Source organism: Streptomyces sp. NPDC059695 (genome assembly GCF_042733785.1).
Classification (GTDB): Bacteria; Actinomycetota; Actinomycetes; order Streptomycetales; family Streptomycetaceae; genus Streptomyces.
On record NZ_JBHWFF010000009.1, the window covers coordinates 147,618 to 171,763 of the forward strand.

Genomic DNA, 24,146 nt, shown 5'->3' on the forward strand with positions numbered 1-24,146 from the left:
CGTCCTCCCGCGGCGGGGCGGCCTGGTTCCGCCGGCGGGGGTGGGCGGAGGGGGCGGGGCTGCTGCTCTGACTCACTCGTACGTTCTACCCGATCGTCCTCGTGACGGTGTACGGGGCCGCCGATCGGCACGGCCGCGCGCCCTCGTGGAGCGCGCGGCCGTCACCAGCCGTTTCAGACCTTCGGCTGCTGCTGGGTGATGCAGTGGATGCCGCCGCCGCCCGCGAAGATCGTGCGGGCGTCGACCAGGACGACCTCGCGCTCCGGGAAGAGGCGGCGGAAGATCTCCGCGGCGAGCTCGTCGTGCGGGTCGTCGAAGGCGCAGAGGACGACGCCGCCGTTGCACAGGTAGTGGTTGATGTACGAGTAGTCGACCCAGTCGCCCTCCTCGTCCTTGAGGACGGTCGGGGCGGGGACCTCGACGACCTCCAGGGGGCGGCCCTGGGCGTCGGTCTGGGCACGCAGGATGCTCACGTACATCTTGGAGCGCTCGTAGTCCGGGTGGGCCGGGTCCTGCTGGCTGTGGACGAGGACCGTGCCGGGGCGGGCGAAGGCGGCGACGATGTCGACGTGGCCCTGGGTGCCGTAGACGCCGTAGTCGCCGGCGAGGCCGTGCGGGAGCCAGATCGCCTTCGTGGTGCCGAGCTTGGCGTGGATCTCGTTCTCGACCTGCTCGCGGGTCCACCCGGGGTTGCGGCCGGCGCCGAGCTGGACGGTGTCGGTCAGCAGGACCGTGCCCTCGCCGTCGACGTGGATCGCGCCGCCCTCGTTCACCAGGGGGGAGGTGAGCACGGGGACGTCCGCCACGTCGGCGACATGGCGGGCGATCTTGGAGTCGTGCTCCCAGCGGGCCCAGTCCTGGGCTCCCCAGCCGTTGAACACCCAGTCCACGGCGGCGAGCTCGGTGCCGTTCGTGACGAAGGTCGGGCCGATGTCCCGCATCCAGGCGTCGTCGAGCTCGCGCTCGACGAGGTCGATCTCCGGGCCGAGCAGCGCGGCGGCCGACTCCGAGTCGCCGGGGGCGACGACCACGGTGACCGGCTCGAAGCGGCGGACGGCTCGGGCCACCGACGCCCAGGCGCCACGGGCCTCGGCCAGCTCCACCTCGTCGGTGAAGGTGGGGTTGGGGCTGGGCCAGGCCATCCAGGTGCGCTCGTGCGGCATCCATTCGGCGGGCATGCGGAAGGTCATGAGTCTGGTCCTAGAGGAAGTGGAGGCGGTTGAGGGAAACGGGCCCGGCCGCCTCTGAGCGGATCGGTGAGCCGTCGGGCGGGACGGGGCCCGTCCGGCCGTCGGAGCCGGGGGCGACGGCTTCCCGGGCGGCGAACGCGGCGACCGCGGCGGACAGCCGGGCGGCCGCGGCGCCGGGCGCGCCGCCGCCCTCCGGCGGACCGGCCCGGCCCACGCCCGTCCGGTCACGGCGAAGGCCCGGCGTACGGTCTCGCCGGCCCTTGCCCTCCCCTGCGCGTCGGAGGAGCTGATCCCGTTCGCGCCGAGGCCGTGAGGAGCATCGCACCGCCCACACACCTCCCGCACGTCCGACACGTTTGAGTGACACTCTAAATGTTGTGACGTCGTCTTCCAAGCATTGACGCCACCGACAGGCGTAGGTCACATTGAGCGGCGCTCTAAATATTTCCCGTCCGCCCCCGCAGGGAGTCTTCATGCCCATCGAACAGCGTGGCGTCGACACCATCCCCGAGGCCGAACGCACCAGCGGCCCCCGCGATCTGATGTCGATCCTGCTCGGATCCAACCTCTGTCTGGGGGTGATCGTCTTCGGCTGGCTGCCGGTGTCCTTCGGGCTCGGTTTCTGGGCCTCGGTGACCTCCGTCGTCACCGGCACCCTCGTCGGCGTCGCGGTCACCGCCCCGCTCGCGCTGGTGTCCCTCCGTACCGCGACCAACCTCTCCACCTCCTCCGGCGCCTTCTTCGGCGTCCGCGGCCGGCTCGTCGGCTCGGTGGTCGGGCTGCTTCTCTCGCTCGGCTACACCGCGCTCACCCTCTGGATCGGCGGCGACGTGATGGTGGGCGCGCTCGCCCGCCTGATCGGCCTGCCGACCGGCGGCGCGGCGCACGCCGCCGTCTACGCGGTCCTGGCCGCCTGCACCGTGGTGGGCGCGGTGTACGGCTACCGGCTGCTGCTCCGGCTGAGCAAGGCGCTCGCGATCGTCATGACGGTGCTCCTCGCGGTCGGCCTGGCCGCCTACGCCGGGGACTTCACGACGGCGGCGGTGCCGGACACCCCGTACCTCCTCGGGTCCTTCTGGCCGACCTGGCTGTTCGCGGCCGTCGCGGCGGGCCTCAGCGGACCGGTCGCCTTCATCACCCTGCTCGGCGACTACACCCGGTACGTCTCCCCCGAGCGGTACAGCGCGAAGACCGTGTGGCGGGCCACCTGCCTGGGTCTGACCGTGGGCCTGCTCGTCCCGCAGCTCTTCGGCACGTTCACCGCCCTGGCGGCCCGCGGCGGCCTGGACTACGCGGGACCGCTCGTCGCCGCGTCACCCGTCTGGTACCTCGTACCGCTGCTGATCGCGGCCACCGCCGGCTCCGTCGGCAACGCCGGTCTGATGCTGTACTCGATGGGCCTCGACCTCGACGCGATCCTGCCGAAGGCCACGCGCGCGCGTGCCACCCTCGTGGTCGCCGCCGTGGCGACGGTCTTCGTCTTCGTCGGCCACTTCGCCTCCGACGCCCAGACGGCGATGACCTCGTTCGTCCTGCTGCTGACCGCGATCGGCACCCCGTGGGCGGTGATCACCCTCATCGGGCACGCGCGCTGTCGCGGGACGTACGACCCGGAGGCGCTCCAGGTCTTCAACAACCGCTCGCGCGGCGGGATCTACTGGTACGCGGCGGGCTGGCACCCGCGCGCCACCTTCTCCTGGGCGGTCGGCGCGGCGGTCGGCCTGGCCGCGGTGTCGACGCCGCTCTACGAGGGGCCGCTGCTCTCCCTCACCGGGGGGATCGACTGCAGCTTCGTGCTCTCGGGGATCGTGGGCGGCGCGCTGTACGCCGTCCTGACGCCGAACAGGGCTCCCGGGACCGTGACGACGGCCCCGGAAGCCCTGGCGGCGACGGAGTAGTTACGCGCCCAGCGCGTGCATCCAGCCGTGGACGTCCTCGGACTTCCCGGTCTGGATCGCGAGCAGCGCCTCGCGCAGCTTCATCGTGACCTCGCCGGGCTCGCCGCCCGACTGCTGCCACTCGCCCCGGGCGGACTTGACCGTGCCGACCGGGGTGATGACGGCGGCGGTGCCGCAGGCGAAGACCTCGGTGAGGGTGCCGTTCTCGGTGTCGGCCTGCCACTGGTCGATGGAGACGCGGGCCTCCTCGGACGCGTAGCCGAGGTCCTTCGCGACCTTGAGGAGCGAGTCGCGGGTGATGCCGGCGAGCAGGGAGCCGGTGAGGGTCGGGGTGACGATCTTGTCTCCGTACACGAAGTACAGGTTCATGCCGCCGAGTTCCTCGACCCACTTGTGCTCGACCGCGTCGAGGTAGCAGACCTGGTCGCAGCCCTTCTCCGCCGCCTCGGCCTGCGCGAGCAGGGAGGCCGCGTAGTTGCCGCCGGTCTTGGCGTCGCCCACACCGCCGGGGACGGCGCGGACGCGGTCCTCGGAGGCCCAGATGGAGACCGGCTTCACGCCGCCGGGGAAGTACGGGCCGGCCGGGGAGGCGATGACGACGAAGAGGTACTCGTTGGCCGGGCGGACGCCCAGGCCGACCTCGGTGGCGATCATGAACGGACGCAGGTAGAGCGAGTCCTCGCCGCCGTGCGCCGGGACCCAGGCCTCGTCGTGCCGGACGAGGACGTCACAGGCCTCGACGAAGGTCTCGACCGGCAGCTCGGGCATGCCGAGCCGGTGGGCGGACGCCTGGAAGCGGCGCGCGTTGGCGTCGGGGCGGAACGTGGCGACCGAGCCGTCGGGGCGGCGGTAGGCCTTCAGGCCCTCGAAGATCTCCTGCGCGTAGTGCAGGACGTTCGTGGCCGGGTCCAGGGAGAGCGGACCGTACGGCACGAGCTCGGCGTCGTGCCAGCCGCGGCCCTCGGTCCACCGGATGGTGACCATGTGGTCGGTGAAGTGGCGGCCGAATCCCGGGTTGGCCAGGATCGCCTCGCGCTCTGCGGCGGACAGCGGGCTGGAGGAGGGCTTGAGCTCGATCGTGGGCGTCGTCATGAGTGCGTGTCCTTCACCGGTTGTGTGGAGAGGACCGCGCGCGCACGTCGCCGCCGGGGACGGCTGTCCCTGACGAGGCGGCGTCCGGGCATGCCCGTATGCCGCGGCCCCACGTTCGATTATCGCCCGTGGGGGGCCGTGCGGAAAACGGGTGGGCGCGGTCCGGAGTTCGGGGGGAGCGCCCCGCGGCCGCGCATGGGACAGCCGCCGGGCGCTGGTGCGACCCGGCGGCTGCTGCTGATGTCAGTCGGCGCGGGTCAGCTCGCTACTCGCGCGGCGAGCGCGTCGCCGATCTCGTCCGTGGTGCGGACGGAGTCGCCGCGCTCGGTGAGGTCGGCGGCGACGGCCTCCTCGACCCGGGCGGCCTCGGTCTCGTAGCCGAGGTGGCGGAGCAGGAGGGCTACGGAGAGGACGGTGGCCGTGGGGTCGGCCTTGCCCTGGCCCGCGATGTCCGGCGCGGAGCCGTGGACCGGCTCGAACATCGACGGGAACGCGCCGCTCGGGTTGATGTTGCCGGAGGCGGCGACGCCGATGCCGCCGGAGACGGCAGCGGCGAGGTCGGTGATGATGTCGCCGAAGAGGTTGTCGGTGACGATCACGTCGAAGCGGGCCGGGTCGGTGACGAGGAAGATCGTCGCGGCGTCGACGTGCAGGTAGTCGGTCGTGACCTCGGGGAACTCGGCCGCGACCTTGTGGAAGATGTTCGTCCAGAGGTGGCCGGCGAAGGTCAGCACGTTGTTCTTGTGGACCAGCGTGAGCTTCTTGCGCGGGCGGGCCTGGGCGCGGGCGAAGGCGTCGCGGACCACGCGCTCGACACCGAAGGCGGTGTTGACCGAGACCTCGGTGGCGACCTCGTGCTCGGTGCCCTTGCGGATGGTGCCGCCGTTGCCCGTGTACGGACCCTCGGTGCCCTCGCGGACCACGACGAAGTCGATCTCGGGCTGTCCGGCGAGCGGGGTGGCGACGCCGGGGAGCAGCTTCGAGGGCCGCAGGTTCACGTGGTGGTCGAAGGCGAAGCGCAGCTTCAGCAGGAAGCCGCGCTCCAGGACTCCGGACGGCACCGACGGGTCGCCGATGGCGCCGAGCAGGATGGCGTCGTGCTTCTTGAGCGAGTCGAGGTCGGCGTCGGTGAGGGTCTCACCGGTGGCGTGGTAGCGCTTGGCGCCGAAGTCGTACTCCTCGGTCTCCAGCTTCACGTCCTGGGGAAGGACGGCCGCGAGGATCTTGAGGCCCTGGGCCACGACCTCCTGGCCGATGCCGTCGCCGGGAATGACTGCGAGATTGATGCTGTGAGACATGTCGGCACCCTACTCTTCGTCCCATCGTCTGACACGTTCCGTCCGCCATGTGGACGAAGCGCCATGTCGGGACGGGGTGGGAGCGGGCCTCAGTGGCCGGTCGAGCCACCGTTGTCACGGCGGTCGAGGGCGCGCTGGAGGGCGGCGGCGGCGTTCTGCCGGGCCTCGTCGCTGGGACGGTTGGCGGAGTGGCGGACGCGGCGGGCCGTCTGAGCGGCCATGGGGGATCGACTCCTTGAGATCAGTGGTGATCCGGATGTGCGGAGATCAGTGATGATCGAAGGCGCCGGAAGGGGCGGGGAGCGCCGCCGCAGGGGTTGCCTGCACAGGGCATCGCGCTCTCGGCCGCCCTTCGCTTGATGAAGCGAGACGTTCGGCTCCTACAAAGCTAGGTCAGGCCTCCTCATCTGTCTCCACAATTACTCGGACTTCCTACTATCTGAGACGGCACTCACCCTTCCACTCCTACATAGATTGCATTCCTACCTAGGTAGTGGTGAGATGTGCCCATGGCCGCAGACCGCAGATCCAGCTGGCTCAAGGGAGTCCTCGACCTGCTCGTCCTCTCCCGCCTGACCGACGGGGAGAGCTACGGGTACGAGATCGCGAAGGCCCTCGCCGAGGCGGGACTCGGCGAGATCAAGGGCGGGACGCTCTACCCCGTCCTGAACCGTCTGGAGGAGGCCGGCCTGGTGGAGGCCGAGTTCCGCGCCGCCGAGCGCGGACCGGGACGCCGCTACTACCGGCTCACCGCCCTCGGCCGCGAGCGGCTCGCCGTCGAGACCGGGGCGTGGCTGACCTTCCACGGCACCGTACGGACCATGCTCAGCCCAGGGGGAACCGCACCATGACCACCGACGCCTACTTCGCCGAGCTCGCCGGCTCGCTGCGCGCCGCGCACGTGCCCGAGGAGCAGATCGCCGCGACCGTCGAGGACCTGCGGGCGCACCTCGCGGAGACCGGGACGGCCCCGGAGGAGGAGTTCGGTCCCGCCGCCGCGTTCGCCGCACAGCTCGGCGGGCTCGCGCCCGCGCCCGGCGAGCCGGACGAGCGCGCGGAATCCTGGACCTGGACCGCCGACCTCTTCAACGACCGCCGGATGCTGGCCGTCCACGGCGACCAGGGCTGGGAGGTGGAGTCGCTGGACGCGATCGGACGGTTCGTCTGCCGCCGGACGCCCGGGTCGGCGCTGCGCTGGGAGTACCGCCGCGACGTGATCGCCGGGCGCCGCCGGAGCCGCGTCCTCGACGACCTCACGCCGGAGGGCTGGGAGCTGTGCGGGGAGTGGCTGGTGTACGGCTACTTCAAGCGGCCGCGCGCGGCGACCGCGGGCCCGGCCGGCACCGTGGGGGCGCCGCCCGCCGCCCCGCAGCGGTGGCTGTTCCTGAGCCGCCGGGGCCGGGCGGTGCTCGCGGCCTGGCTCGTGCTGGTCGGCGGCGCGATGGCGGCGTTCTTCATCGGGGTGCTCGGGACGGCCGGTCTGGCGATCACGATCGCCCTCACCTCCACGCTCTCCGCCGCGTACACCTCCCACCTGGAGACGGCCGCGGGCCGCGCCCGGAAGGACGCCGGCACCGCCGGCCGGGACTGACGCCCGCTCACACGACGTCGCCGTCCCGCCAGTCGAAGACCAGCGGGGCGGCGGGGTCCGGCAGCGGGCCGGCCGGCCCCGCGGGCCGGAGCAAGGTGCGCCCGGGGCGCGCGGGCCCGGCGGGCCGCCCCGGGACGCCCGCCGCCACCGCCGGCCGGGACTGAGGCCCGCTCACCCGACGTCCCGGACCCCCCTCTGGAACACCCCGGGGGCGGCGGGGTCCGGCAGCGCCCGGCCGTCCGCCGGGCGCAGGAAGACGGAGCCCTCGTCCTCGGCGAGCCGGACGATCCCCTCGGGACCCAGCGCTTCGAGGCGCCCCTCCCAGACCCACCAGCCGCGCGCCCGGTAGAGCGCGGCCCCCTCGTCGGAGGCGCTGAGCGCCCCGAAGGCGTAGGCCCCGTCGATCACCCGCTCCAGGCCGGCCATCACGGCGCCGCCGAGCCCCCGCCGCCGGAGGCCGTCCCGGACGGCGACGCCTTCGACGTATCCGACGCGGAGCGAGCGGCCCCGGTGGAGCGGCCGGCGCAGCACGACGGCTCCGTGGGCGGCGATGCCCCGCTCGTCCTCGATCCAGGCGTGGACGCCGCCGAGCGTGTGCTCCCAGTCGTCGTCGGAGAAGTCGCCCTCGAAGGCGGTGTCGAGCATCTCCCGTACGGAGCGGAGCCGGGCGGCTCCGAGTTCATGGGTGGGCGCGATCCTCAGGGTCATGCGACCCACCCTAACCTCTTACATTCCCTTGACAGGTTAAGCCTGCCCTGCTTGAGTTCACTCATAACCAGTGAGCGCCACTTAAGGGGTTAGAACGATGTCCGTGCTGCCGACCCACCACCGCACCGTCACCGTCCGCGGCCACGAGATCGCCTACCGCGAGGCCGGCCCGGCCGACGCGCCCGCGCTCCTCCTGCTGCACGGCTTCCCGACCAGCTCGCACATGTTCCGCGACCTGATCCCGGCGCTCGCCGACCGGTACCGCCTCATCGCCCCCGACCACCTGGGCTTCGGCCGCAGCGCCGCGCCCTCCGCGGCCGACTTCGACTACACCTTCGCCGGACTGGCCGCGCTCACCGCGGAGTTCACCGAGGCCCTCGGCCTGGACCGGTTCGCGCTCTACATCCAGGACTACGGCGCCCCCATCGGGCTGCGCCTCGCGCTCACCCACCCCGAGCGGATCACCGCGATCGTCACCCAGAACGGCAACGCCTACGAGGAGGGCCTCGGCGCCGAGGCCTGGGCCCCCGTGCTCGCCCTGATCGAGGAGCGCACCCCCGCGACCGAGGAGCCGGTCCGCGCCATCCGCTCCCTGGACGGCATCCGGTGGCAGTACGAGACGGGCGTCCCCGCCGAGTACCGCGACCTCCTGAGCCCGGACGCCTGGCACCACGACGCCGCCCTGATGGCACGCGAGGGCCAGGACGACATCCAGCTGGGCCTGATCGCCGACTACGGCTCCAACTTCGCCCTCTACCCGGCCTTCCAGGAGTACTTCCGCACGTCAGGGGTCCCGCTCCTCGCCGTCTGGGGCGAGGGCGACCAGGTCTTCGTGCCGGCGGGCGCCGAGGCCTTCCGCCGCGACCTCCCGGACGCCGAGATCCACCTCCTGCCCACGGGGCACTTCGCCCTGGAGACCCACGCGCCGGCGGTCGCGGAGCTGATCGGCGACTTCCTGGCCCGGCGCGTCCCCGTCAGGCCGTAGCCCGCTCCAGGTCGTGCGCGACCCGCTCGACCCAGGCCGTGAACTCCTCCCGGGAGCGGTTCTCGCCTCCGCCCAGGGCCGCGGCCTGCGCGTCCGTGATCCGGTCGGGTCCCGGCGCGGTCAGCAGCCGGTGCAGCTCCTTCAGCAGGGACAGCGTCCGCAGCGCGTCGATGTGCTCGATCGCGTCGACCCCGTGCCCGGGGCCGATGGTCGTCGAACCGGGCATGTCGTGCCTCCTCACCGAGCCCCCTCCCAGCAGCCTAAGGCCACCGCATGAGAACCGCCCCCGTCCTCGGTTGGGGGACCGGGGAGGGGGGCGGTGTCAGGGGGCCTCTACGAGGCGGGCGGGCGTCAGCCCATGTGCGGGTAGCCGTACTCGGTCGGCGGGACCAGCGTCTCCTTGATGGCGCGGGTCAGCGTCCAGCGCATCAGGTTCTGCGGGGCACCGGCCTTGTCGTTGGTGCCGGAGGCACGGCCGCCGCCGAAGGGCTGCTGGCCGACGACGGCGCCGGTCGACTTGTCGTTGATGTAGAAGTTGCCCGCGGCGAAGCGGAGCTTCTCCATCGTGTACGCGGCGGCGGCACGGTCGCCGGAGATGACCGAACCGGTGAGGGCGTAGTCCGAGACCGACTCCATCTGGGTCAGCATCGCGTCGTAGTTCTCGTCCTCGTACACGTGGATCGCCAGGATCGGACCGAAGTACTCGGCCTTGAAGACCTCGTTCTCAGGGTCGGTGCAGACGATGACGGTCGGGCGGACGAAGTAGCCCACCGAGTCGTCGTACGTGCCGCCGGCGATGATCGTGCAGCTCGGGTCGGCCGCGGCACGGTCGATCGCCGCCTTGTTCTTGGCGAACGAGCGCTCGTCGATGACGGCGCCGATGAAGTTCGACAGGTCGGTGACGTCACCCATGGTGATGCCGTCGACCTCGGCAGCGAACTCCTCCTTGAAGCCGTCGTTCCAGATGGAGGCCGGAACGTAGGCGCGGGAGGACGCGGAGCACTTCTGGCCCTGGAACTCGAAGGAGCCGCGGGTCAGCGCGGTCTTCAGGATCGCGCGGTCGGCGCTCGGGTGGGCGACGACGAAGTCCTTGCCGCCGGTCTCGCCGACGATCCGCGGGTACGAGCGGTACTTCTCGATGTTGGTGCCGACCGTCTTCCACAGGTGCTGGAAGGTCCTGGTCGAGCCGGTGAAGTGGATGCCGGCCAGGTCGCGGTGGTTCAGGGCCACCTCGGAGACGGCGATGCCGTCGCCGGTCACCAGGTTGATGACGCCCTTCGGCAGGCCGGCCTCCTCCAGGAGCTCCATGAGGAGCACGGCGGAGTGGGTCTGCGTCGGGGACGGCTTCCAGACCACCACGTTGCCCATGAGGGCGGGGGCGGTGGGCAGGTTGCCCGCGATGGCCGTGAAGTTGAACGGCGTGATCGCGTAGACGAAGCCCTCCAGCGGGCGGTGGTCCAGACGGTTCCACACACCCGGGGAGTTCGCCGGCGGCTGCTCGGCGAGGATCTGGCGGGCGTACGCCACGTTGAAGCGCCAGAAGTCGACGAGCTCGCACGGGGTGTCGATCTCGGCCTGCTGGGCGGTCTTCGACTGGCCGAGCATCGTGGACGCGGCCAGCGTCTCGCGCCACGGGCCGGCGAGCAGCTCGGCGGCGCGCAGGATGATCGCGGCACGGTCGTCGAAGGACATCGCGCGCCAGGCCGGGGCCGCGGCCAGGGCCGCGTCGATCGCGTCCTGGGCGTCCTGCTCGGTGGCGCCGCGGAAGGTGCCGATGACGGCCTTGTGGTTGTGCGGCTGGACGACCTTGAACTCCTCGCCGCCGCCGAGGCGCTTCACGCCGCCGATGGTCATCGGCAGCTCGCGCGGGTTCTCGGCCAGCTCCTTGAGCTTGACCTCGAGGCGGGCGCGCTCCGGGGAACCGGGGGCGTAGCTGTGCACCGGCTCGTTGACCGGAGCGGGGACCTGGGTGACAGCGTCCATGAGTCTCGTAACTCCTTGTGAGAGGTGGGCTCAGCCCTTGGTGAGGATGGAGCGGACGAAGAAGAGGAGGTTGGCCGGCTTCTCCGCGAGGCGGCGCATGAAGTAGCCGTACCAGTCGGTGCCGTACGCGGTGTAGACACGCATGCGGTGGCCCTCGGCGGCGAGCCGGTTCTGCTCCTCGCTGCGGATGCCGTACAGCATCTGGAACTCGTACTCGTCCAGCTTGCGCCCGGCGCGGCGGGCCAGCTCCTGGCCGATGGAGATCAGGCGCGGGTCGTGCGAGCCGATCATCGGGTAGCCCTCGCCGTCCATCAGGATCTTCATGATCCGGACGTACGCCTTGTCGATCTCGGGCTTGTCCTGGATGGCGACCTCGGCGGGCTCCTTGTAGGCGCCCTTCACGATCCGGACGCGGGAGCCGTTCGCGGCGAGGCGGCGGGCGTCGTCCTCGGTGCGGAACAGGTAGGCCTGGATGACGCAGCCGGTCTGCGGGAAGTCCTTCCGCAGCTCCTCGTGGATGGCGAACATCGAGTCGAGGGTGGTGTGGTCCTCGGCGTCCAGGGTGACGGTGGTGCCGATCTCGGCGGCGGCCTCGACGACCGGGCGGACGTTCGCGAGGGCCAGCTCGTGGCCGTTCTCCAGGGACTGGCCGAACATGGAGAGCTTCACGGACATCTCGGCGCGCTCGCCGAGGCCCAGCTCCTTGAGCCGGCCGATGAGCTCCAGGTAGGCGTCCCGGGCGGCGTACGACTGCTCGACGGTGGTGATGTCCTCACCGACGACGTCAAGGGTGACCTCCAGGCCGCGGCCGCTCAGCTCGGAGACGATCGGGACGACGTCCTCGACCGTCTCGCCGGCGATGAAGCGGGCGACGACCTGCTTGGTCCCGGGGGCGGCCGAGACGAGACGGCGCATCTTGTCGCTGCGCGACGCGGCGAGGATCACGGGACCCAGCACGGGGACCTCCAGAAGGACAGGGTGACGAAAGGTGCGGTACCTCCTCTTTCCGAAGAAAGGGGGAACAGCACGAAGAACCACCGTGAAACCTATGGATCGCTCCGATCGTCCGCCATCTACAGCTGTCACGCATCCGTGCACGGCATCTCATACATATGTCTGAGGGGGTGCGAGAATGGCCCCGTGAAGGGCGATTACCAAGAACTGGTGGACGAGATCTCCGCGCTGCTCGGGGCGCCGGCGACGCTGGAGAACCGTGACTTCGGGCTGATCGCCTTCGGCGCCCACGACAGCGACGACGACACCGCCATGGACCCGGTCCGGACGCGGTCGATCCTGACCCGGAAGTCGACCCCGGCCGTCCGCGCCTGGTTCGAGGGCTTCGGCATCACCCGGGCGAAGGGCCCGGTCCGCATCCCGGCCGCCCCGGACGCCGGGGTGTTCCGCGACCGCCTCTGCCTGCCCGTACGCCATCGGGGGGTCGTCCTCGGGTACGTCTGGCTGCTCGACGCCGAGCCGGGCCCGACGCCCGCCCAGCTCACGGCGGCGATGGAGGTCGCCACCCGGATCGGGGACCTCCTCGCCGACGAGGAGCGCGCGGAGGCCGACCTCTCGCGCGAGTTCGCGGCCGTCCTGACCGCCGGGCGCGGCTGGCAGAGCGACATGGCCGTGGCGGCGCTCCGGGCCGCCCTGGGGCCCAGCGCGGACGGCCTGCACACCGTCGTCTGCGTGACCCCCTGGCGGGGCGAGGCGCCGTCGATCCGGGCGGTCCCCGGCGCGGCGGCGGTCGCCGTGCTCCCCGAGGGCGAGTCCCTCGCCGTCCTCGTACGGCTGCGCACGGCCGAGGACCTCTCCCCCGCCCACACGGCCGCCGACCGGCTGCGCGCCGCCGCCCCGGCCGGCATCGCGAACCCGCGCCGGGGCCTCGCGGAGCTCCCGGCGGCCTGGCGCGAGGCCAACACGGCGGCCCGCGCGGCCACGGCGCAGCCGACGCTCGGCCCGGTCGCGGAGTGGGCCGGGATCGGCCCGTACCGGCTGCTCGCGGCGCTGTACCACCCCGAGGTCGATCCCGCCGTCGCCCCGCTGATCGCTCCCGCGCACGCGGAGCTGGCCCGCACCGCCGAGGTGTTCCTGGACAACGCGGGCCAGGCGGGCCGCACGGCGGCGGCCCTGGGCATCCACCGCCAGACCCTCTACTACCGGCTGTCCCGGGTCGAGCAGCTCACCGGCCTGGACCTGGACGACGGCGAGGACCGCCTGCTGCTGCACATGTCCCTGAAGTCGGCCCGGCTGTAAGCCTCCGGGGCGATGCCCCCTCAGGGCCGCGTCGGGGTCGTCCCCGATGGCCCGGAGCCTCCGGGCGCCCTACCGTCGTGGAGGAGACGGCGAACGACCGAGGGGGCGTCATGAAGGCGTGGGTGCAGGACCGGTACGGATCGGCGGACGTGCTGGAGTTCGCCGAGGTGGAGAGGCCGGTGCCGGGCGAGCGGGAGGTACTGGTCCGCGTCCACGCCGCCGCCGTCAACGCGGCCGACTGGCACCTGATGCGGGGCGACCCGTACGTGGCCCGGCTCGCCCTCGGCCTGCGAAGACCGAAGGAGCGGATCAGGGGCAGGGACTTCGCGGGCCGCGTCGAGGCCGTGGGTGCCGGGGTGACGGAGCTGCGCCCCGGGGACGAGGTCTTCGGCGAGGCGCCCGGGACGTTCGCCGAGTACGTCTGCGCCTCCGAGGAGGCGACGGAGCGCAAGCCGGCCGGACTGACCTTCGAGCAGGCGGCGGCGATCCCCTTGGCGGGCAACACCGCCCTGATGGGGCTGCGGGACCTGGGGAACGTGCGGCCGGGCGGGAAGGTGCTGGTCAACGGGGCCTCGGGCGGCGTCGGGACCTTCGCCGTACAACTGGCCAAGGCGTTCGGCGCCGAGGTGACGGGGGTGTGCAGCGCCCGGAACGCCTCACTGGTCCTGGGGCTCGGCGCGGACCGGGTCCTGGACTACGCCCGGGAGGACTTCACCGCCGGCCCAGACCGCTACGACCTCGTGTTCGACCTGGTGGGCAACCGGTCTCTGGCCGACCTCCGCCGGGTCCTCTCCCCCACCGGCGCGCTCGTCCTCTCCGGCGGAGGCGTCTTCGAGGGCGGCAGCGTCTTCGGGCCGATGGCACTGATCGTCAAGGGGAAGCTGCTCTCCCGCTTCTCCGGCCGGCGGCTCCACGTCCTCACGGCCGAGCCGAGCCGGGAGAACCTGGCGGCGCTGCGGGAGTTCGCCGAGAGCGGCGCCGTCGTCCCGCTGGTCGAGCGGACCTATCCGCTGGCCGAGGCGGCGCGCGCCCTGCGGTACGTCGAGGAGGAGCACGCCCGCGCCAAGGTGGTCCTCAGCTGCCCTCCCCCATCAGCACCCTGAGCCCCTCGGTGAGGTCGTCGGCGCTCGGCGCGGTCTCGGGGTCGACCATCCACTGGATCATGACGCCGGTCGCGAGGGCCTGGCAGAGCAGGCCGGCGACGCGGGCCTTCTCGGGGTCCTCCTCCGGATCGATGCCGAGGAAGCCCTGCGCCATGCCGAGGCGGCCCTCGCGCTGCGGCTCCTTGATGGCCTCACGGAGCTTCTCGTCGTCGTCGATGCGGGTGACGACCTCGGTCTGCAGCTTCCAGACCGGCCGACTGGCCCCGGCGGCGGCGATGACCTGCCGCCAGACGGCGTGGAAGCGCTCGTACGGGTCGGCCGGCAGCGGCTCCTCGCCCTCGGCGCCGGCCGCCCCCGCCCGCTCCCCCCACTCCTCCGTGAGGGCCAGGAACGCCTGCTGGAGCAGGGCGTCCTTGGAGCCGTAGTGGTAGCCGATGGAGGCGAGGTTGGTGCCCGAGGCGGCGACGATGTCGCGCGCGGTGGTGCGCCCGTACCCCTTCTCCAGGAGGCAGCGCTTGGCGCCTTCGAGCAGGTCTTCCTTGTGTCCCATGACAGCACTGTACCCGGCCACTAGACGCTTGTGTAAGACGAGCGTCTAGGGGCCGGGTACGGAGGTGCGGGGTGCGTCAGATCAGGTTGACCGAGCGGGCCGAGGCCGCGCCGATCTCCGTGGCGATCTCCGCGAGCACGGGCGCCGGGACGGTGTCGTCCACGGTGAGGACGACGAGCGCCTCGCCACCCTCCTCCGCGCGCGCCACCTGCATGCCCGCGATGTTCAGACCGGCCTCGCCGAGGATCCGGCCGACCGTGCCGACGACACCCGGACGGTCCTCGTAGCGCAGCACGACCATGTGGTCGGCGAGCGCCACGTCCACGTCGTAGTCGCCGACGGCGACGATCTTCTGGAGGTGCTTCGGGCCCGCCAGCGTGCCGGAGACCGCGACCTCCTCGCCGTTCGAGAGCGTGCCGCGCACGGTCACCACGTTGCGGTGGTCGGGCGACTCGGAGCTCGTCGTCAGACGGACCTCGACACCGCGCTCCTGCGCGAACAGCGGGGCGTTGACGTACGACACGGTCTCGTCGACCACGTCCTCGAACACGCCCTTGAGCGCGGAGAGTTCGAGCACCTTCACGTCGTGCTGGGTGATCTCGCCGTAGACCTCGACGTCGAGACGGGCCGCGACCTCGCCCGCGAGGGCGGTGAAGATCCGGCCGAGCTTCTCGGCGAGCGGCAGACCCGGCTTCACGTCCTCGGCGATGACGCCGCCCTGCACGTTGACCGCGTCCGGGACCAGCTCGCCCGCGAGCGCCAGGCGCACCGACCTGGCGACCGCGATGCCGGCCTTCTCCTGGGCCTCGTCCGTGGAGGCGCCGAGGTGCGGGGTGCAGACGACCTGGTCGAGCTCGAAGAGCGGGGAGTCCGTGCAGGGCTCCTTCGCGTACACGTCGAGGCCCGCGCCGGCGACCCGGCCCTCCTTCAGCGCCGAGTACAGCGCCGCCTCGTCCACGATCCCGCCGCGCGCGGCGTTGACGATGCGGACCGAGGGCTTGACCTTGTGCAGCGCCTCGTCGCCGATGAGACCGAGGGTCTCCGGGGTCTTCGGCAGGTGGACGGTGATGAAGTCGGCGACCTCGAGGAGCTCGTCCAGGGCGAGGAGCTTCACGCCCATCTGGGCGGCGCGGGCCGGCTGCACGTAGGGGTCGTACGCGACGATCTTCATGCCGAAGGCGGACATGCGCTGGGCGACCAGGACGCCGATGCGGCCGAGGCCGACGACACCGAGGGTCTTCTCGCTCAGCTCGACGCCGGTGTACTTGTTGCGCTTCCACTCGCCGTTCTTCAGGGCGGTGTTGGCCTGCGGGATGTTGCGCGCGGTGGCGACGAGCAGACCGCAGGCGAGCTCGGCGGCGGTGACGATGTTCGAGGTCGGGGCGTTCACGACCATGACGCCGGCCTTGGTGGCGGCGGAGACGTCGACGTTGTCCAGACCGACGCCGGCACGGGCGACGACACGGAGCTTGTTCGCGGCGGCGAGGGCCTCGGCGTCGACCTTGGTCGCGGAGCGGACCAGGATCGCGTCCACATCGGCGATGGCGGGGATCAGCTCGGCCCGGTCGGCGCCGTTGCAGTGCCGGATCTCGAAGTCCGGGCCCAGCGCGTCGACAGTGGCGGGCGACAGCTCTTCAGCGATGAGTACGACAGGTTTCGAGCTCACGTGAGTCCTCACAGGTCCAGTGCGGACGGCCGTCCCGACGGCCGCAGGCGGTGGAGGGGGCTTGCCGCGTGAAAGCGCACGACGCTGTGGGCCTGACGCGTATGTTGTTGAGAAGTGTAGTGGTGCACCGGCGCACTTCATGCGCCTCGTTGGAAGGATCACCCGTCCGTGGTTGGACGAGGTGTCCAACGACGGGGGAAGGGGCCGGACACGCTGTCCGGCCCCTTCCCGGAAGGCTTACGCCTCCTCGTCGTTCACCCAGCTCATGAGCTTGCGCAGCTCCTTGCCGGTGGTCTCCAGGAGGTGGTTGGCGTCCTGGGTCTTGTACTCGTTGTACTTCTTCAGGCCGCCGTGGTACTCGGCCATCCACTCCTTGGCGAAGGTGCCGTCCTGGATCTCCGCGAGGACCTTCTTCATCTCGGCCTTGGTGGCGTCGGTGATGATCCGCGGGCCCGTGACGTAGTCGCCCCACTCGGCGGTCTCGGAGACCGACCAGCGCATCTTCTCCAGGCCGCCCTCGTACATGAGGTCGACGATGAGCTTCAGCTCGTGGAGGCACTCGAAGTAGGCGATCTCCGGCTGGTAGCCGGCCTCGGTCAGGGTCTCGAAGCCCGCCTTGACCAGAGCCGCGGTGCCACCGCAGAGGACGGCCTGCTCACCGAACAGGTCGGTCTCGGTCTCCTCGGTGAAGGTCGTCTTGATGACGCCGGCGCGGGTGCCGCCGATGCCCTTGGCGTACGAGAGCGCCAGGTCGAAGGCCTTGCCGGTGGCGTCCTGCTCGACGGCGGCGATGCACGGAACGCCGCGGCCCTCCTCGTACTGACGGCGGACCAGGTGGCCCGGGCCCTTCGGGGCGACCAGGGCGACGTCGATGCCCTCGGGCACCTTGATGAAGCCGTAGCGGACGTTCAGACCGTGACCGAAGAAGAGCGCGTCGCCCTCCTTCAGGTGGTCCTTGATGGACTCCTCGTAGACCTGGGCCTGGATCGGGTCCGGCGTCAGGATCATGATGAGGTCGGCCTCTTCCGCCGCCTGGGCGACGGAGACGACGCGCAGGCCCTGCTCCTCGGCCTTGGCCTTGGACTTCGAGCCCTCCTGGAGACCGACGCGGACGTCGACACCGGAGTCACGGAGCGACAGCGCGTGGGCGTGGCCCTGGCTGCCGTAGCCGATCACCGCGACCTTGCGGCCCTGGATGATGGACAGGTCGGCGTCGTCGTCGTAGAACAGCTCGGCCACTGGGTATCTCCTTGAGGTGCTGGTGTTGCGTCCCACCGTACGGCGGGGAGCGGGAGGAAAGTTTTCGGGTCTCGTCAGTCGGACCGCCGGACGGACCGGCGGTTGACCGTCGAGGACTCTCAGGCGCTGCGGTCGAGGGCCCGCAGGGACCGGTCCGTGATGGACCGGGAACCACGCCCTATGGCGATCGTGCCGGACTGCACGAGCTCCTTGACGCCGAACTGCTCCAGCATCTTGAGCATGGCGTCGAGCTTGTCACTCGAACCGGTGGCCTCGATGGTGACCGCCTCGGGCGAGACGTCCACGGTCTTGGCGCGGAACAGCTGCACGATCTCGACGATCTGGGAGCGGGTCTCGTTGTCGGCGCGGACCTTCACCAGGACGAGCTCGCGCTGGATCGCAGCGCTGGGCTCGAGTTCGACGATCTTCAGGACGTTGACCAGCTTGTTGAGCTGCTTGGTCACCTGCTCCAGGGGCAGGTCCTCGACATTGACCACGATGGTGATGCGGGAGATGTCGGGGTGCTCGGTGACGCCCACGGCGAGCGAGTCGATGTTGAAGCCGCGGCGGGAGAACAGGGCGGCGATCCTGGCGAGGATGCCGGGCGTGTTCTCGACGAGAACGGAGAGCGTGTGCTTGGTGGACATGTCTGGGTCTCTTCCTTTTCGCTCTGCGCGCTCAGTCGTCTTCGCCGTCGCCGAAGTCGGGGCGGACGCCCCGCGCGGCCATGACCTCGTCGTTCGAGGTGCCGGCGGCGACCATCGGCCAGACCTGGGCGTCCTCGTGGACGATGAAGTCGATCACGACCGGGCGGTCGTTGATGGCGTTGGCCTCGGCGATGACCTTGTCCAGGTCGGCCGGGTCCTCACAGCGCAGGGCGACACAGCCCATGGCTTCGGAGAGCTTGACGAAGTCGGGGACGCGGGTGCCCTTGTTCGCCTGGATGTCGTCCGGGCCGGAGTGCAGGACGGTGTTCGAGTAGCGCTGGTTGTAGAAGAGCGTCTGCCACTGCCGGACCATGCCGAGGGCGCCGTTGTTGATGATGGCGACCTTGATCGGGATGTTGTTCAGGGCGCAGGTGGTGAGCTCCTGGTTGGTCATCTGGAAGCAGCCGTCGCCGTCGACCGCCCAGACCGTGCGGTCCGGCATGCCGGCCTTGGCGCCCATCGCGGCGGGGACCGCGTAGCCCATCGTCCCGGCGCCGCCGGAGTTCAGCCAGGTGGCGGGCTGCTCGTAGTCGATGAAGTGGGCGGCCCACATCTGGTGCTGGCCGACGCCCGCGGCGAAGATGGTGCCCTCGGGGGCGAGCTTGCCGATGCGCTGGATGACCTGCTGCGGCGAGAGGCTGCCGTCCTCCGGCAGGTCGTAGCCGAGCGGGTAGGTCTCGCGCCAGCGGCTCAGGTCGCTCCACCAGGCGGTGTAGTCGCCCTTGTTGCCCTCGCTGTGCTCGGCCTGGACGGCCTGGACCAGGTCGGCGATGACCTCGCGGGCGTCACCGACGATCGGGACGTCGGCGGCGCGGTTCTTGCCGATCTCGGCCGGGTCGATGTCCGCGTGGACGATCTTGGCGAACGGGGCGAAGCTGTCGAGCTTGCCGGTGACGCGGTCGTCGAAGCGGGCGCCGAGGGCGACGATCAGGTCGGCCTTCTGCAGTGCGGTGACGGCGGTGACGGCACCGTGCATGCCGGGCATGCCGACGTGCAGCGGGTGGCTGTCGGGGAACGCGCCGAGCGCCATCAGGGTGGTGGTGACCGGGGCGCCGGTGAGCTCGGCGAGGATCTTCAGCTCGGCGGTGGCGCCGGCCTTGATGACGCCGCCGCCGACGTACAGGACGGGCCGCTTGGCGGCGCTGATCAGCTTGGCGGCCTCGCGGATCTGCTTGGCGTGCGGCTTGGTGACCGGGCGGTAGCCGGGCAGGTCGGTCTGCGGCGGCCAGCTGAAGGTGGTCTTCGCCTGCAGGGCGTCCTTGGCGATGTCGACCAGGACCGGGCCCGGGCGGCCGGTGGAGGCGATGTGGAAGGCCTCGGCGATCGTCCGCGGGATGTCCTCGGCCTTGGTCACGAGGAAGTTGTGCTTGGTGATCGGCATCGTGATGCCGCAGATGTCCGCCTCCTGGAAGGCGTCCGTGCCGATCGCCTTCGAGGCGACCTGGCCGGTGATCGCGACGAGCGGGACCGAGTCCATGTGGGCGTCGGCGATCGGGGTGACCAGGTTGGTGGCGCCGGGGCCCGAGGTCGCCATGCAGACACCGACCTTGCCGGTGGCCTGGGCGTAACCGGTGGCGGCGTGGCCCGCCCCCTGCTCGTGGCGCACGAGGATGTGACGCACCCGCTTCGAGTCCATCATCGGGTCGTAGGCGGGGAGGATCGCGCCGCCGGGGATGCCGAAGACGGTGTCGGCGCCCACTTCCTCGAGAGAACGGATGAGGGACTGCGCACCCGTGACGTGCTCGACGGTGGAGGCGGTCTGCGCGCCGTTACGGGGCCGCGGCTGCGGATGGTGCCCGGTGGCCTGCTCGGTCATCAGCATCTCTTCTCGAAGCAGAGGGTTTTTGCGAGGTGTTTTGCAGGGGTTTGCGTCGTTTTTGGGGTGAGCCAGTGCAACAAAAAACCCCTCGTGCCGTGAGGCAAGCGAGGGGAGCGCGTCGGGTGCGTTCTCAGCGGGGCCTACGGGGGCCCTGCCTCAGCCGACGCGCTTTCCAAGTACGAGAATTCGGGTGCGCATGGCACTGACCCTCCCTCTCCGCCCTCACCACTGTCAAGTGGGTGGGACGGGCGTCTCAGTATTTGAGCGGATCGGGGGACGGTTTCCGGCCCGTACGGGGACGGCGCCGGGCAGCGGGTACTCGTCCCGTACGAGGGCCCTGCGCAGGCGGTACTCGTCGAGCGGGCCCGAGAAGGCCATGCCCTGGGCGTGGCTGCATCCCATCGCGCGCAGGGCGATGACCTGCTCCGGGACGTCGACGCCCTCGGCGACGGTCTGCATGCCGAGCTCTCCGGCGATGCGCAGCACCCCGCGCGTGATCTTGCGGAGCCGGGCCGACTCGACGACGCCTTCGACGAGCCCGCGGTCCAGCTTCAGTATGTCGACGGGGAGCCTGCGCAGGGCGTTGATCGCCATGTGTCCGCTGCCGAACCCGTCGAGCGCGATCCGCACCCCGAGCCGGCGCAGGGCGACCAGCCGCTGCTCCAGCTCGTCGAGCGAGGTGCGGGGGTCGCTGTCGGCGAGCTCGACGATCAGCGAGCCGGACGGCAGCCCGTGCCGGGTGAGCAGGGACTCGACCGAGCCGAGCGGCAGCGAGCGGTCGAGGAGGCGCCGGGCGGAGAGCCGGATGGACACGGGCGTCCGGTGGCCGATTCCCGCTCGCTCGGCGGCCTGCTCCACGGCTTCCTCCAGGAGCCAGCGGCCGAGCTCGGCGGTGCGCTCGCCGTCGTCGGTGACCCGGAGGTACTCGGCCGGGGTGAAGAGGATGCCCTGCGACGAGCGCCAGCGCGCCTGGGCGCTCACGGCGGAGATCCGGCCCGTGGCGAGGTCGACGACCGGCTGGTGGAGCAGGGCGAACTCGCCGTCGTGGAGGGCGGTGCGCAGGCGGGCGGCGAGCTCGGTCCGCCGGACCACCTCGGCCTGCATCTGCGGGGCGTAGAGCTCGACGCGGTCCTTGCCGGCGGCCTTGGCCCGGTACATGGCCAGGTCGGCGTTGCGCAGCAGCGCGCCCGCCTCGATGCCGGGCTCGGCGAAGGCGACGCCGATGGAGGCGGCGACCCGCACCTCGTTGCCGCCGTCGACGCGGTAGGGCTGGGAGAGCGTGAGCCGGAGGCGGTCGGCGATCTCCTGGACCTGGTTCCGGCGGGCCGTCCGGTCCCGCCCGCCGTCGCCGAGGATGAGGGCGGCGAACTCGTCGCCGCCGAGCCGGGCGGCGGTGTCCCCGGCCCTGACGGAGTCGTGGAGGCGGCGGGCCGCCTGGACGAGGAGGTCGTCGCCCGCCTGGTGGCCGAGGCGGTCGTTGACGCCCTTGAAGCCGTCGAGGTCGATGAAGAGCACGGCGGTGCCCTGGTCGGAGGAGCGGCGACCGCCGAGGGCCTGACGGACGCGCCGGGTGAAGAGGGCGCGGTTGGGCAGGTCGGTGAGCGGGTCGTGCTCGGCGTTGTGCTGCAACTGGGCCTGGAGCCGGACGCGTTCGGTGACGTCCCGGCTGTTGAAGATCAGGCCGCCCTGGTGCCGGTTGACGGTCGACTCGACGTTGAGCCAGTCTCCGCGGCCCGAGCGGAAGCGGCACTCGATCCGGGTGGTGGGCTCGTCGGCGGGCGAGACGGCCAGGAAGCGGCGCACCTCGTGGACGACGGCGCCGAGGTCCTCGGGGTGGATGAGGGAGGCGAGCTCGGAGCCGATGAGCTCGTCGGCGTCCCGTCCGTACACGCCGGAGGCGGCCGGGCTGACGTAGCGGAGCGTCCCGGTGGGCGCGGCGATCATGATGACGTCGCTGGAGCCCTGCACGAGCGACCTGAAGTGGTTCTCCTTCTGGGCCAGTTCGTGGGTGAGGGCGATGTTGTCGAGGAGCATGATGCCCTGGCGCACGACGAGGGCGAGCACCACCGTGCAGCCGGTGAGGACGACGACGCGGTCGACCCGGCGGCCCTCGACGACGTTGTACAGGATGCCGAGGGTGCAGACCGCGGCGGCGAGGTACGGGGTGAGGGCGGCGAGCGAGCCGGCGACCGGGCGGCTGTGGAGCCACGGGCCGCGCGGGGCGGCCGCGACGTCCGGCGGGCGGCGGACGCCCCAGGGCGCGTAGGCGAGCAGCAGGGAGCCGGCGAACCAGCCGGCGTCGAGCAGCTGCCCGGAGGCGTAGTTCTCGCGGAGCAGCGGCGAGGTGAACAGGGCGTCGCACAGCACGGTCAGGGCGAGCGCGGCGATCGCGGTGTTCGTCGCCGAGCGGTTCGCCTGCGACCGGCGGAAGTGCAGGACGAGGACCATGCTGACGAGCACGATGTCGAGCAGCGGGTACGCGAGGGCCAGCGCGGCCTGGGCGACGGACTCGCCCTCGAAGTGCGCGGTGCGGGCGAGGGCGAGGCTCCAGGAGAGCGTGAGCAGGGAGCCCCCGATGAGCCAGGCGTCCAGCCCCAGGCACACCCAGCCGGCCCGGGTGACGGGCTTCTTGGCGAGGACGAGGAGGCCCACGATGGCGGGCGGCGCGAAGAGTAAGAAGAAGAGGTCGGCGGCGGAGGAGTCCGGCACCTCGGTGCGGAGCACCACCTCGTACCAGCCCCACACGGCGTTCCCCGCGGCGGCCATGAAGGAGGAGAAGGCGAAGAGCAGCCAGGCGGGCCGGGTGCCGCCGCGGTGGGTCCGGCCGTAGAGGAAGCAGGAGACCGCCGCGGTGAAGGCGGCGGCGCTGAGTCCGAAGTCGCCCATGAAGAGGGCCAGTCGGGGGGAGCCCCAGCCGAGCGAGGCGCCGGTGGTGTAGCCCGCACAGACGAGGCCGAGCGCGACCTGGGCGAAGGTCCCGCCGAGGCGGGGGCGGTCGGGGTCCGGGTGCCTCGAGCCGCCGCCGACGGGACGGCGCGTGAGGACCGCCCCGGGCGCGCTCACCGGATCCTCCGGTGCCGCGCCGCCGCACCCGGCCGCGTCGTGCGGCCGCGCCGCCGGCTCGTCGGGGCCCCCGGGGGTGTGCCCGTCGTGGGCGTCGTGGCCGTGGACGTCGCGGCCGGTGTCCGGCGGCGCGGCGGCGCGTGGCGGCGCGGCGGTGTGGGGCGCGCGGTGCTGCGCCGCCTGGTCCGGCACCGAGCGCCCGAGGCCGGCGGCGGGGCGTGGAAGGTTCGCCGCCGGCGGCGTCGCCGCGTCGGACCGTCGGTCCTCCGGCCGTGCTTCACCCGTCGCCCCCCTCGGATTCTGATGACCCGTCACTTCGCTCCCCAGCGTCAGCCCGTTCTCGACGCAGTCCCCCGCCACCGGACGATACACCAGGACCGTCACTCAGGGACAGGGTCGCAGTACTCTGCGTGACGACCAGGGAGCTTGTGCGCGGCGCGTGCCGGGCGCACGCACCCGCCCGACGGAACGCGGCCCTCCGGTCAGCCGGTGGTGAGGAGGACGTTGGCCGGCTCCTCACCCGCCGCGAAGCGCCGCAGCTGCGCCGCGATCAACCGCTTCGCCCTCGGCATGAAGGCCGAAGTGGAACCGCCCACATGGGGACTGATCAGGACACCTGGAGCGTGCCACAGGGGGTGCCCGGCCGGCAGCGGTTCCGGGTCGGTGACGTCGAGCGCCGCCGTGATCCTTCCGCTCCCGACCTCCTTGAGCAGCGCGGACGTGTCGACGACCGGGCCCCGGGCGACGTTCACGAGCAGCGCCCCGTCCTTCATCCGCGCGAGGAAACCGGCGTCGGCGAGACCGGTGGTCGCGGGCGTGAGCGGAGTGGAGAGCACGACCACGTCCGCCTCGGGGAGGAGCGCGGGCAGGTCCGCCAGGGCGTGCACCGGGCCGCGCCCTGTGGTGGGGGGGGGGGGGGCGGCGCCCGCCCCCCCCCCCCCCCCCCCCCCCGCCGGGCGCCCCCCCCCCCCGCCGCCCCCCGCCCCCCCCCCCCCCGCCCC

The 24,146-nt window shown here is 71.8% G+C and carries 22 protein-coding genes and 1 pseudogene; 6 read left to right on the forward strand and 17 right to left on the reverse strand.

The features are described from left to right. Positions 1-173: 173 nt before the first annotated feature. Positions 174-1,190 (reverse strand): agmatine/peptidylarginine deiminase, encoded by a 1,017-nt coding sequence (locus ACFV2S_RS14005; RefSeq protein WP_385557572.1) that lies wholly within the window; start codon positions 1,188-1,190, stop codon positions 174-176. 10 nt (positions 1,191-1,200) lie between these two features. Next, complete coding sequence (locus ACFV2S_RS14010) at positions 1,201-1,404, reverse strand: hypothetical protein (protein WP_385557575.1); 204 nt, start codon at positions 1,402-1,404, stop codon at positions 1,201-1,203. A 259-nt stretch (positions 1,405-1,663) separates the two neighbouring features. Here ACFV2S_RS14010 and ACFV2S_RS14015 point away from each other — a divergent pair, with 259 nt between their 5' ends. Continuing rightward, the gene (locus ACFV2S_RS14015; RefSeq protein WP_385557578.1) at positions 1,664-3,088 is read left to right on the forward strand and encodes a cytosine permease; all 1,425 of its coding nucleotides are present in this window, start codon (positions 1,664-1,666) and stop codon (positions 3,086-3,088) included. Here the strand turns inward: ACFV2S_RS14015 and ACFV2S_RS14020 are convergent, their stop codons facing one another. From ACFV2S_RS14020 to ACFV2S_RS14030, 3 genes are all read right to left on the reverse strand, one after another. Then, positions 3,089-4,180 carry a branched-chain amino acid aminotransferase gene (locus ACFV2S_RS14020; RefSeq protein ID WP_385557581.1) on the reverse strand — a complete coding sequence of 364 codons (1,092 nt, stop codon included), beginning with the start codon at positions 4,178-4,180 and terminating at the stop codon, positions 3,089-3,091. A gap of 257 nt (positions 4,181-4,437) precedes the next feature. Next, positions 4,438-5,478 (reverse strand): 3-isopropylmalate dehydrogenase, encoded by a 1,041-nt coding sequence (locus ACFV2S_RS14025; RefSeq protein ID WP_385557585.1) that lies wholly within the window; start codon positions 5,476-5,478, stop codon positions 4,438-4,440. Between the two features lie 89 nt (positions 5,479-5,567). Beyond that, entirely contained in the window at positions 5,568-5,699 is a 132-nt protein-coding gene (locus ACFV2S_RS14030) for a hypothetical protein (RefSeq protein WP_256341282.1), read from the reverse strand. A 288-nt stretch (positions 5,700-5,987) separates the two neighbouring features. On the opposite strand from ACFV2S_RS14030, the gene ACFV2S_RS14035 reads away from it, so the two are divergent. Further along, the gene (locus tag ACFV2S_RS14035; RefSeq protein ID WP_385557588.1) at positions 5,988-6,329 is read left to right on the forward strand and encodes a PadR family transcriptional regulator; all 342 of its coding nucleotides are present in this window, start codon (positions 5,988-5,990) and stop codon (positions 6,327-6,329) included. Next, on the forward strand, positions 6,326-7,069 hold the full coding sequence (locus tag ACFV2S_RS14040; protein ID WP_385557591.1) for a hypothetical protein: 744 nt from the start codon (positions 6,326-6,328) through the stop codon (positions 7,067-7,069). The genes ACFV2S_RS14035 and ACFV2S_RS14040 overlap by 4 nt, the downstream gene beginning before the upstream one ends. Positions 7,070-7,076: 7 nt before the next feature. Here ACFV2S_RS14040 and ACFV2S_RS14045 read toward each other — a convergent pair whose 3' ends face one another. Further along, complete coding sequence (locus ACFV2S_RS14045; protein ID WP_385557594.1) at positions 7,077-7,244, reverse strand: hypothetical protein; 168 nt, start codon at positions 7,242-7,244, stop codon at positions 7,077-7,079. Next, on the reverse strand, positions 7,241-7,777 hold the full coding sequence (locus tag ACFV2S_RS14050) for a GNAT family N-acetyltransferase (protein ID WP_385557597.1): 537 nt from the start codon (positions 7,775-7,777) through the stop codon (positions 7,241-7,243). Before ACFV2S_RS14050 ends, ACFV2S_RS14045 begins: the two co-directional genes overlap by 4 nt. Positions 7,778-7,874: 97 nt before the next feature. On the opposite strand from ACFV2S_RS14050, the gene ACFV2S_RS14055 reads away from it, so the two are divergent. Further along, a complete protein-coding gene (locus ACFV2S_RS14055; protein ID WP_383801402.1) occupies positions 7,875-8,762 on the forward strand; it encodes an alpha/beta fold hydrolase in 888 nt (295 codons plus the stop codon). Here the strand turns inward: ACFV2S_RS14055 and ACFV2S_RS14060 are convergent. From ACFV2S_RS14060 to ACFV2S_RS14070, 3 genes are all read right to left on the reverse strand, one after another. Beyond that, on the reverse strand, positions 8,752-8,988 hold the full coding sequence (locus ACFV2S_RS14060; protein WP_383801405.1) for a hypothetical protein: 237 nt from the start codon (positions 8,986-8,988) through the stop codon (positions 8,752-8,754). The genes ACFV2S_RS14055 and ACFV2S_RS14060 overlap by 11 nt on opposite strands. Positions 8,989-9,113: 125 nt before the next feature. Next, positions 9,114-10,745 (reverse strand): L-glutamate gamma-semialdehyde dehydrogenase, encoded by a 1,632-nt coding sequence (gene pruA, locus ACFV2S_RS14065; protein ID WP_385557601.1) that lies wholly within the window; start codon positions 10,743-10,745, stop codon positions 9,114-9,116. Between the two features lie 30 nt (positions 10,746-10,775). Then, positions 10,776-11,702, reverse strand: coding sequence for a proline dehydrogenase family protein (locus ACFV2S_RS14070; RefSeq protein WP_382866108.1), 927 nt, complete (start codon positions 11,700-11,702; stop codon positions 10,776-10,778). A gap of 183 nt (positions 11,703-11,885) precedes the next feature. Here ACFV2S_RS14070 and ACFV2S_RS14075 point away from each other — a divergent pair, with 183 nt between their 5' ends. Both ACFV2S_RS14075 and ACFV2S_RS14080 read left to right on the forward strand, forming a co-directional pair. Continuing rightward, positions 11,886-12,998, forward strand: a complete 1,113-nt coding sequence (locus ACFV2S_RS14075) for a PucR family transcriptional regulator (RefSeq protein ID WP_385557605.1) — start codon at positions 11,886-11,888, stop codon at positions 12,996-12,998. 110 nt (positions 12,999-13,108) lie between these two features. After that, positions 13,109-14,101 carry an NAD(P)-dependent alcohol dehydrogenase gene (locus tag ACFV2S_RS14080; RefSeq protein WP_385557608.1) on the forward strand — a complete coding sequence of 331 codons (993 nt, stop codon included), beginning with the start codon at positions 13,109-13,111 and terminating at the stop codon, positions 14,099-14,101. Here ACFV2S_RS14080 and ACFV2S_RS14085 read toward each other — a convergent pair. From ACFV2S_RS14085 to ACFV2S_RS14115, 7 genes and pseudogenes are all read right to left on the reverse strand, one after another. Continuing rightward, a complete protein-coding gene (locus tag ACFV2S_RS14085) occupies positions 14,073-14,651 on the reverse strand; it encodes a TetR/AcrR family transcriptional regulator (RefSeq protein ID WP_383797003.1) in 579 nt (192 codons plus the stop codon). The genes ACFV2S_RS14080 and ACFV2S_RS14085 overlap by 29 nt on opposite strands. Before the next feature lie 76 nt (positions 14,652-14,727). After that, the gene (gene serA, locus ACFV2S_RS14090; protein ID WP_385557611.1) at positions 14,728-16,317 is read right to left on the reverse strand and encodes a phosphoglycerate dehydrogenase; all 1,590 of its coding nucleotides are present in this window, start codon (positions 16,315-16,317) and stop codon (positions 14,728-14,730) included. Positions 16,318-16,554: 237 nt separating this feature from the next. After that, complete coding sequence (ilvC, locus tag ACFV2S_RS14095) at positions 16,555-17,556, reverse strand: ketol-acid reductoisomerase (protein WP_383797005.1); 1,002 nt, start codon at positions 17,554-17,556, stop codon at positions 16,555-16,557. A 119-nt stretch (positions 17,557-17,675) separates the two neighbouring features. Further along, positions 17,676-18,203 (reverse strand): acetolactate synthase small subunit, encoded by a 528-nt coding sequence (ilvN, locus tag ACFV2S_RS14100; RefSeq protein ID WP_024756291.1) that lies wholly within the window; start codon positions 18,201-18,203, stop codon positions 17,676-17,678. 31 nt (positions 18,204-18,234) lie between these two features. Beyond that, positions 18,235-20,085, reverse strand: a complete 1,851-nt coding sequence (locus tag ACFV2S_RS14105) for an acetolactate synthase large subunit (RefSeq protein ID WP_383797006.1) — start codon at positions 20,083-20,085, stop codon at positions 18,235-18,237. 228 nt (positions 20,086-20,313) lie between these two features. After that, positions 20,314-23,145 (reverse strand): putative bifunctional diguanylate cyclase/phosphodiesterase, encoded by a 2,832-nt coding sequence (locus ACFV2S_RS14110; RefSeq protein ID WP_385557766.1) that lies wholly within the window; start codon positions 23,143-23,145, stop codon positions 20,314-20,316. Positions 23,146-23,627: 482 nt separating this feature from the next. After that, positions 23,628-24,050: pseudogene (locus tag ACFV2S_RS14115) on the reverse strand (NAD(P)-dependent oxidoreductase); the annotation flags it as partial. Between the last annotated feature and the right edge of the window lie 96 nt (positions 24,051-24,146).